This is a genomic window from Streptomyces graminilatus, from assembly GCF_001418565.1.
In the GTDB taxonomy this organism is placed as follows: Bacteria; Actinomycetota; Actinomycetes; order Streptomycetales; family Streptomycetaceae; genus Streptomyces; species Streptomyces graminilatus.
In genome coordinates this window covers 1-7,684 of record NZ_LIQQ01000365.1, presented here as the reverse complement: position 1 = coordinate 7,684, position 7,684 = coordinate 1, and the positions used below count along the sequence as shown (strand labels likewise).

The 7,684-nt window shown below is 70.6% G+C and carries 5 protein-coding genes; all 5 read right to left on the bottom strand.

The window, feature by feature from the left end; translation table 11 throughout:
• Positions 1-201: 201 nt before the first annotated feature.
• Positions 202-1,644: a UDP-N-acetylmuramoyl-L-alanine--D-glutamate ligase gene (gene murD / locus AOK08_RS28750; protein WP_198539421.1), complete on the bottom strand. Its 1,443-nt coding sequence runs from the start codon at positions 1,642-1,644 to the stop codon at positions 202-204.
• Entirely contained in the window at positions 1,626-2,699 is a 1,074-nt protein-coding gene (mraY, locus tag AOK08_RS28745; protein WP_055531439.1) for a phospho-N-acetylmuramoyl-pentapeptide-transferase, read from the bottom strand. The genes murD and mraY overlap by 19 nt, the downstream gene beginning before the upstream one ends.
• Entirely contained in the window at positions 2,696-4,123 is a 1,428-nt protein-coding gene (locus AOK08_RS28740) for a UDP-N-acetylmuramoyl-tripeptide--D-alanyl-D-alanine ligase (protein ID WP_055531437.1), read from the bottom strand. The genes mraY and AOK08_RS28740 overlap by 4 nt, the downstream gene beginning before the upstream one ends.
• Before the next feature lie 4 nt (positions 4,124-4,127).
• Entirely contained in the window at positions 4,128-5,810 is a 1,683-nt protein-coding gene (locus AOK08_RS28735; RefSeq protein ID WP_479683329.1) for a UDP-N-acetylmuramoyl-L-alanyl-D-glutamate--2,6-diaminopimelate ligase, read from the bottom strand.
• A 30-nt stretch (positions 5,811-5,840) separates the two neighbouring features.
• The coding region (locus AOK08_RS28730; RefSeq protein WP_055531433.1) for a peptidoglycan D,D-transpeptidase FtsI family protein at positions 5,841-7,684 on the bottom strand (1,844 nt) is incomplete at its 5' end.

Sequence of the window (7,684 nt, the reverse complement as noted above, 5' to 3'; positions counted from 1 at the left end):
GGCTGTGACCGACCTGCGGCTGCGCCCCGGGGCGCGACCCAACCGAGAGCGGCGCGAAGCGCCCTCGAAGGGGCGCGGGGAACTGCGCGACCAGCCCCCACCGGGCCCGCGGCAGACGAACCGCCGATGGTTGCCGGGCAACATCCGACCTCACGCGCGCCTCCAAGGGTCCCGTAGGGCACCGCGGCTGAAGACCGACCGTCAGGTCATCGCCCCGAGTTCGCGAACCGCCTGCGCGAACGCGTCACCGCGCTTGTTGTAGTTGGCGAACATGTCCATGGAGGCACAGGCCGGCGCCAGCAGCACCGTGTCGCCCGCCCCGGCCAGCCGCCGGGCCTCCTGGACAGCCGCGAGCATCGCCCCAGTGTCGGTCCGGTCGAGGTCGACGACGGGTACTTCCGGCGCGTGTCGCGCGAGGGCTTCGCCGATCAGCGCACGGTCGGCGCCGATCAGCACCACCCCGCGAAGCCGCTTCGCCGACCTGGCGACCAGTTCGTCGAAGGTCGCGCCCTTGGCGAGCCCGCCGGCGATCCACACGATCGACTCGTACGCCGCCAAGGAGGCCTCGGCCGCGTGGGTGTTGGTCGCCTTGGAGTCGTCGATGTACGCGACCCCGTCCACGTCGGCGACGTGCGCGATGCGGTGCGCGTCCGGGGTGAAGGCCCGCAGTCCGTCCCGGACCGCCTTCGCGGGCACCCCGAAGGCGCGTGCGAGGGCAGCCGCGGCAAGGGCGTTGGCGATGTTGTGCGGGGCCGGCGGATCGACGTCCCCGACCTCGGCCAGTTCCTGGGCGTTGCGCTGCCGGTCCTCGACGAAGGCGCGGTCGACCAGGATGCCGTCCACGACACCGAGTTGGGACGGCCCGGGGGCGCCGAGCGTGAACCCGACGGCCCGGCAGCCCTCCTCGACGTCCGCCGCGCGCACCAGGTCCTCGGTGGACGGTTTGTCGGTGGCATCCACGTTGTAGACGCAGGCGACCCGGTTGCCCTCGTAGACACGGCCCTTGTCGGCGGCGTACGCCTCCATGGAGCCGTGCCAGTCGAGGTGGTCGGGGGCGAGGTTGAGGACGGCGGCGGAATGGACGCGCAGGGAGGGCGCCCAGTGGAGCTGGTAGCTCGACAGCTCCACGGCGAGGACGTCATACGTCTCCTCGCCGAGGACCACGTCGATGATCGGCGTGCCGATGTTGCCGACGGCGGCCGTACGCAGGCCGGCCGCGCGCAGGATCGAGGCGAGCATCTGGGTGGTGGTCGTCTTGCCGTTGGTGCCGGTGACCGCCAGCCAGGGCGGAGCGTCCGGGCCGCGCAGCCGCCAGGCGATCTCCACGTCGCCGATGACATCCACGCCCGCCTCGGCCGCCGCCGCGAAGAGCGGCGAACTCGGCTTCCAGCCGGGCGAGGTGACGACGAGGTCGGTCCCCTCGGGCAGGGTCTCCGCGTCGCCGAGGCGCACCTCGATGCCCTCCAGGGCCGCCGCGCGTTCCCGGTGGGCCTCGGAGTCACCGCCGTCAACGACGGTGACCGAGGCCCCGAGGGCGGTCAGGGCACGGGCGGCGCTGATGCCGCTCACACCGAGACCGGCGACGGTGATCCGCATGCCCTCCCAGTCGTTGCCCTGACCGGATGTCACTTGTCCGCCGCCCATCCCGCGTAGAAGATGCCCAGTCCGACGATCACGCAGATGCCCTGGATGATCCAGAAGCGGACCACGACCAGGACCTCGGACCAGCCCTTGAGTTCGAAGTGGTGCTGGAGCGGCGCCATCCGGAACACGCGCTTGCGGGTGAGCTTGAAGGAGCCGACCTGGATGACCACCGACATGGTGATCAGCACGAACAGGCCGCCGAGGAGCGCCAGCAGCAGTTCCGTACGGGAGCAGATCGCGAGACCGGCGAGCGCGCCGCCCAGCGCGAGTGAACCGGTGTCGCCCATGAAGATCTTGGCGGGCGACGTGTTCCACCACAGGAAGCCGAGGCAGGCGCCCATCAGCGCCGAGGCGACGACGGCGAGGTCCAGTGGATCCCGTACCTCGTAGCAGGCGGACGGGTTGGTCAGGGTGTTCGCGTTGGCGCAGGCCTCCTGGAACTGCCAGACGCCGATGAACGTGTACGCGCCGAAGACGAGGACGGAGGCGCCGGTGGCGAGGCCGTCCAGACCGTCCGTCAGGTTCACGCCGTTCGACATGGCCAGGATCATGAACAGCGCCCAGACGACGAACAGCACCGGGCCGATCGTCCAGCCGAAGTCCTGTACGAAGGAGAGCTTCGTGGAGGCCGGCGTGTTGCCCCGGTTGTCCGCGAACTGGAGCGAGAGCACCGCGAAGGCGATACCGACGGTCAACTGGCCGGCCATCTTCGCCTTGGCCCGCAGACCGAGCGAACGCCGCTTGACGATCTTGATGTAGTCGTCCAGGAAGCCGACCAGGCCCATGCCGCCCATCAGACCGAGCACGAGCAGCCCGGAGAAGGTCGGCGGCTTGCCGGTGATCACCTTGGACAGGAAGTACGCGGCGATCGTCGCGAGGATGAAGGCGATACCGCCCATCGTGGGCGTACCGCGCTTGGCGTGGTGCTCGCGCGGGCCGTCGTCGCGGATGTACTGGCCGTAGCCCTTCCGTGCCAGCAGCTTGATCAGCAGCGGGGTGCCGATCAGCGTCAGGAAGAGACCGATGACCCCCGCGAACAGGATCTGGTTCATCATCGGGCGGAAACCTCACCCTCGGCGCCGGACAGCAGCGCCTGCGCCACCGTTTCGAGCCCGACCGACCGGGACGCCTTCACGAGCACGACATCCCCCGGGCGCAACTCGCTGCGCAACAGGTCGACAGCCGCCTGTGCGTCGGACACGTGCACCGACTCCTCACCCCACGAACCCTCGTTATATGCGCCCAGTTGGAGCCAGGACGCTTCCCTGCCCCCGACCGCGACGAGCTTGCCGACATTGAGCCGGACGGCCAGCCGTCCGACCGCGTCGTGCTCGGCGAGCGCCTCGTCCCCGAGCTCGGCCATCTTGCCGAGCACCGCCCACGTACGACCCCCCTTGGCCCGTGAGGCCGTGCCCATGGCCGCGAGCGCGCGCAAAGCCGCTCGCATGGACTCGGGGTTCGCGTTGTAGGCGTCGTTGACGATCGTCACGCCGTCCGGGCGCTCGGTGACCTCCATCCGCCAGCGGGAGAGGGTGCCCGCCTCGGAGAGCGCGGTGGCGATCTCGTCTGCGGACATGCCCAGCTCATGGGCGACGGCGGCGGCGGCGAGCGCGTTCGACACGTGATGCTCACCGTACAGGCGCATGGTCACGTCGCTTGCACCGGAGGGTGTGTGAAGCCTGAAGGCGGGCTGTCCGCTGTCCGTGAGTCGCACGTTCTCGGCGCGTACGTCCGCTTCGCCGGACTCACCGAAGAAGATCACCTTCGCCTTTGTTCGAACCGCCATGGCCCGGACGAGGGGATCGTCGGCATTGAGGACCGCGATGCCGCCGTCGGCCGCGGAGGGCAGCGCCTCGACGAGTTCGCCCTTCGCCTGTGCGATCTGCTCGCGTCCGCCGAACTCGCCGATGTGGGCGGTGCCGACGTTGATGACGAGGCCGATCCTCGGGGGCGTCAGATCCGTCAGGTAGCGGATGTGGCCGATTCCGCGGGCGCCCATCTCCAGGACCAGGAACCTGGTCTCCTCGGTGGCGCTCAGCGCGGTCAGCGGCAGCCCGATCTCGTTGTTGAGCGAGCCCGGCGTGAACACCGTCGGCGCCTTGTGCCGCAGCACCTGGGCGATCAGGTCCTTGGTGCTGGTCTTGCCCGCGGAGCCGGTGAGGGCCACGAGGGTCGCGCCGAGCCTGTCGACCACGTGCCGGGCGAGGGCGCCCAGCGCCCGCTGTACGTCGTCCACGACGACCGCGGGCACACCGACGGGCCGGGAGGCCAGTACGGCGACCGCGCCCGCCTCGACGACCGCCGCCGCGAAGTCGTGGCCGTCGACGTGTTCGCCGGCGAAGGCGACGAAGAGGCTGCCGGGCTCCACTTCACGGGAGTCCCTGACGACCGGTCCGGTCACCCGGACCGACGGATCCGGTATGTCGTGCGTCTGCCCGCCGACGACTTCGGCGATCTCGGCGAGGGAGAGGGCGATCACAAGTTCATCCCTGGGTCTTCTGGATAGCTTCGCGAAGCACCTGGCGGTCGTCGAACGGACGGACCACCCCGGCGATGTCCTGGCCCAGCTCATGGCCCTTGCCCGCGACCAGCACGGTGTCCCCGGGCCGCGCGCGTGCCACGGCGGCGGCGATGGCCGCTGCCCGGTCCTCGAACACCTGGACCTCGCCGCGCTCGTGGGCGGGCACGGAGGCCGCGCCTTCGAGCATGGCCGCGAGGATCGCGAGGGGGTCCTCGGAGCGGGGGTTGTCGGAGGTCAGTACGGCGGTGTCGGCGAGCCGGGCCGCGGCGGCGCCCATGGGGGCGCGCTTGGTGGTGTCCCGGTCGCCGCCGCAGCCGAGGACCACGTGCAACTTGCCCTCGGTGACCTTGCGCAGGGCGCGCAGCACCGATTCGACGGCGTCCGTCTTGTGCGCGTAGTCGACGACCGCGAGATACGGCTGTCCCGCGTCGACCCGTTCGAGGCGCCCCGGCACTCCGGGGACGGCGGCGATGCCGTCGGCGGCGGCCTGCGGGTCGAGCCCGGCCTCGGCGAGGGCGACGATCGCGGCGAGGCTGTTGGCGACGTTGAAGGTGCCGGCGAGCGGCGACCTGGCGCTGATCCGCTGGTCCTTGGGACCGACGACCGTGAACGTCGAGTCCATCGGGCCGACGTGGACGTCCACGGCGCGCCAGTCGGCGTCCGGGTGGCCCTCGGCGGAGAAGGTGACCACGGGGACGGTGGCCTCCCGGGCGAGCCGTCTGCCGTAGGCGTCGTCGAAGTTGACCACGCCGAGTTTGCTGCGTTCGGGAGTGAACAGCCGCGCCTTGGCCTGGAAGTAGTCCTCCATGCCGGAGTGGAACTCCATGTGTTCCGGGCTGAGGTTGTTGAACACGGCGATGTCGAAGACGCAGCCGTCGACCCGGCCGAGGACCAGCGCGTGGCTGGAGACCTCCATGGCGACCGCCTCGACCCCGCGCTCGCGCATCACCGCGAACAGCGCCTGGAGGTCGGTGGCCTCGGGCGTGGTGCGCTCGGACTTGACGCTTTCGTCGCCGATGCGCGTCTCGACCGTACCGATCAGCCCGGTGGCCCGGTCCGCCTTCAGACCGCCTTCGACGAGGTACGCGGTGGTGGTCTTGCCGGAGGTGCCGGTGATGCCGATCTGGAGCAGGTCGCGCCCCGGACGGCCGTAGATCGTGGCGGCCAGTTCGCCCATCCGCGCGCGCGGGTCGTCGGCCACCAGCACCGGGAGACCGGTGGCGGCGGCCCGTTCGGCGCCGGTGGCGTCGGTCAGCACGGCGGCGGCGCCGAGGCCGGCGGCCTGACCGACGAAGTCGGCGCCGTGCAGCCGGGCCCCCGGGAGCGCGGCGTACAGGTCGCCGGGGCGGACGGCACGCGAGTCGTGGGTGATGCCCGTGACCGCGACGATCCCCTCCGGCTCCCGCGCGGCCGGGGGCTGTGAGGCACCCAGTTGGCCGACCAGTTCCGCGAGGGGGGTGGCGGTCACGTGAACCGGCCTCGGCGGTCCCGGATATGTCACAGGAACGCCCTTCTGGGTGGTTTGGTACTGATCAGCTTGTGGCACGGCGGTGAGCGTACCGGGCGCACCCCCGGACGAGCGAAGTGAGGGCGCGGCCGGGGCGCTGTTCCCAGGGTCGGGAGTGTCGGCGGAGTTCGGGTTCACGAGCTGATTCCTGGCTGGTTTTCGTGCTTGTCAGGGCGTGAAGGCCACGGGGAGATTCGCGGGCCTGGCCCCGGTGGGCGGCACCTGAAGGGTCTTCAGGGCGAACTCCATGACCTCCTTGTAGATGGGGCCACAGATCTGACCTCCGAAGTAACTGCCTCTGGTGGCGTTCTGGATGGCGCAGTAGACGGTGATGCGGGGGCTGTCGGCGGGCGCGAATCCGGCGAACGACGAGGTGTAGCCGTGGTAGCGGCCGGTGGCCGGATCCACGCGGTTCGCCGTACCTGTCTTGCCCGCCACCCGGTAGCCGGGAATGCGCGCCTTGGCGCCCGTGCCCTCCTCGTCGTCCACGACGGACTCCAGCATCCTGGCGAGGGTCTTCGCCGTCTTCGCGCTGACGACCCGGGTCTTCTTCGGCTCGGCGGCGGGGGTGAACCGGCCGTCGGCGCCCTTGGTGCCCCGGATCACGGTCGGTTCCACGCGGACACCGCCGTTGGCGATGGTCGAGTAGACGGAGGTCGCCTGGAGCGCGTTGAGGGAGACGCCCTGGCCGAAGGGGATCGTGAACTGCTGGGAGGTCGACCACTGGTCGGGCGGCGCGAGGATGCCCTTGGTCTCGCCTGGGAAGCCGAGCCCCGTGTAGCTGCCGAGGCCGAACTTGCGCAGGTAGGAGTAGAGGATCCGGTTGGACTGCGCCTGTGTCTTGCCGAGTTGGCCGGTGGCCAGGATGGTGCCGATGTTGCTGGACTTGGCGAGCACGCCGTTGAGGGTGAGGTACCAGGTCGGGTGGTCGATGTCGTCCTTGAACAGCCGGTCGCCCCGGTGCAGCCGGTTGGGCACGACGACATGCGTCGCGGGTGTGGCGACGTTCTCCTCGATCACGGCGGCCATCGACATGACCTTGGCGGTGGAGCCGGGTTCGTAGGCGTCCTGGAGGGAGGCGTTGCCCAGCGCGGCCGGGTTGGCCCGGGTGAGGTCGTTGGGGTCGAAGCCGGGCGAGTTGGCCATGGCGAGGATCTGGCCGGTCCTGGTGTCCTGCACTATCACGTACCCGCGGTCCGCCTTCGACTTCTTCACCTGCTCGGTGATGGCGTTCTGCGCGGCCCACTGGATGTCGCGGTCGATGGTCAGTTCGACGTCGGAACCGGGCACGGCGGGCGTCTCGGTGGAGTCGGCGGTGGGCACCTGCCGTCCCCCCGACTGCGCGTACCGGATCTCACCGTCCTTGCCGGCCAGTTCGCCGTTCAGCTGCTGTTCAAGACCGCCGCCGCCCTTGCCGTCGGCGCTGACCCAGCCCAGCAGTCCGGCGGCGAGTCCGCCGTTCGGATAGACACGCTTGCTCGCGGGCACGGCCAGCACACCACCGAGGACGCTGACGGCGTCCGGATCGGTTCTGGGCCTGGCGGCCAGGGCGGACTTCAGTTCCTTGATCTGCGTCCACACCTGGGGCGTCTGGCGGTGCGCGAGCAGGGTGTAGCGCGTGTCCGGCGCCTTCAGCTTCTTGGCGATACCGGCCGCGTCCTGCCCGAGGATCGGCGCGAGGAGAGCGGCGGCCCGCTCCGGGGCGTCGGCCAGTTTCGTGCTCTGCGGTGTGAACATCGACGGGTCGGCGGTGATGTCGTACGCGTCCACGCTGGTCGCCAGTTCGACGCCGTTGCGGTCGGTGATCCCACCGCGTTCGGCGGCCAGGGTGCGGCCGACGTACCGGTTCTGCTCGGCCTTGGCTGCGTACTCGCTCGCGTCGACGCCCTGCACCTGGAGCAGCCGTACGACAAAGGCGATCATCACCAGGGTCAGCGCGAGGCTGACCATGCGCAGCCGGGGCCGGTGGCTGCCGAGCCGGATGATCTTGGGCCCGGCGGGGCGGCCGGGGG